The organism is Aeromonas sp. S5(2024) (assembly GCF_041403025.1).
GTDB lineage: Bacteria > Pseudomonadota > Gammaproteobacteria > Enterobacterales > Aeromonadaceae > Aeromonas > Aeromonas hydrophila.
The window spans coordinates 1-1,260 of record NZ_JBGLRI010000023.1; the positions used below are offsets into that span (position 1 = coordinate 1).

General features: G+C 65.2%; 1 protein-coding gene. It reads left to right on the forward strand.

The window, feature by feature from the left end:
* On the forward strand, nucleotides 1-1,260 hold a 1,260-nt coding region (locus ACB032_RS22085), incomplete at both ends, for a VCBS domain-containing protein (RefSeq protein ID WP_371138776.1).

The following is a 1,260-nucleotide window of genomic DNA, read 5'->3' on the forward strand; positions in this document are numbered from 1 at the left end:
TACAACGTCGACAACAGCAAGGTGCAGTACCTGGGCGAGGGCGAGACCAAGGTCGAGACCTTCACCGTGGCCTCAGTCGATGGCACCACCCACACCGTCACCATCACCATCACCGGCGTCAACGATGCGGCTGTCATTACCGGCACCGACACTGGCGGCGTGGTGGAAGACGAGACCAACCCGACTCTGACCGAGACCGGTACCCTGAGCGTGACCGACGTGGACGGCGCCGACGAGGCCAAGTTCCTGGCCGGCAACGGCACCCCGAGTGCGGGTGCGCTGGGCAGCCTGACCATCACCGAAGGCGGCGCCTGGACCTACAACGTCGACAACAGCAAGGTGCAGTACCTGGGCGAGGGCGAGACCAAGGGCGAGACCTTCACCGTGGCCTCGGTCGATGGCACCACTCACACCGTCACCATCACCATCACCGGCGTCAACGATGCGGCTGTCATTACCGGCACCGACACTGGCGGCGTGGTGGAAGACGAGACCAACCCGACTCTGACCGAGACCGGCACCCTGAGCGTGACCGACGTGGACGGCGCCGACGAAGCCAAGTTCCTGGCCGGCAACGGCGTGGCCAGCACTGGCGCACTGGGTAGCCTCTCCATCACCGAAGGCGGTGCCTGGACTTACAACGTCGACAACAGCAAGGTGCAGTACCTGGGCGAGGGCGAGACCAAGGTCGAGACCTTCACCGTGGCTTCAGTCGATGGCACCACTCACACCGTCACCATCACCATCACCGGCGTCAACGATGCGGCTGTCATTACCGGCACCGACACTGGCGGCGTGGTGGAAGACGAGACCAACCCGACTCTGACCGAGACCGGTACCCTGAGCGTGACCGACGTGGACGGCGCCGACGAGGCCAAGTTCCTGGCCGGCAACGGCACCCCGAGTGCGGGTGCGCTGGGTAGCCTGACCATCACCGAAGGCGGCGCCTGGACCTACAACGTCGACAACAGCAAGGTGCAGTACCTGGGCGAGGGCGAGACCAAGGTCGAGACCTTCACCGTGGCCTCGGTCGATGGCACCACTCACACCGTCACCATCACCATCACTGGTGTGAACGACTCTGCCGTGATCGGCGGCACTGACAGCGGTGCAGTTACCGAAGACGAGACCAACCCGCTGCTGACCGAAACCGGCACCCTGAGCGTGACCGACGTGGACGGCGCCGACGAGGCCAAGTTCCTGGCCGGCAACGGCACCCCGAGTGCGGGTGCGCTGGGTAGCCTCGTCATCACCGAAGGC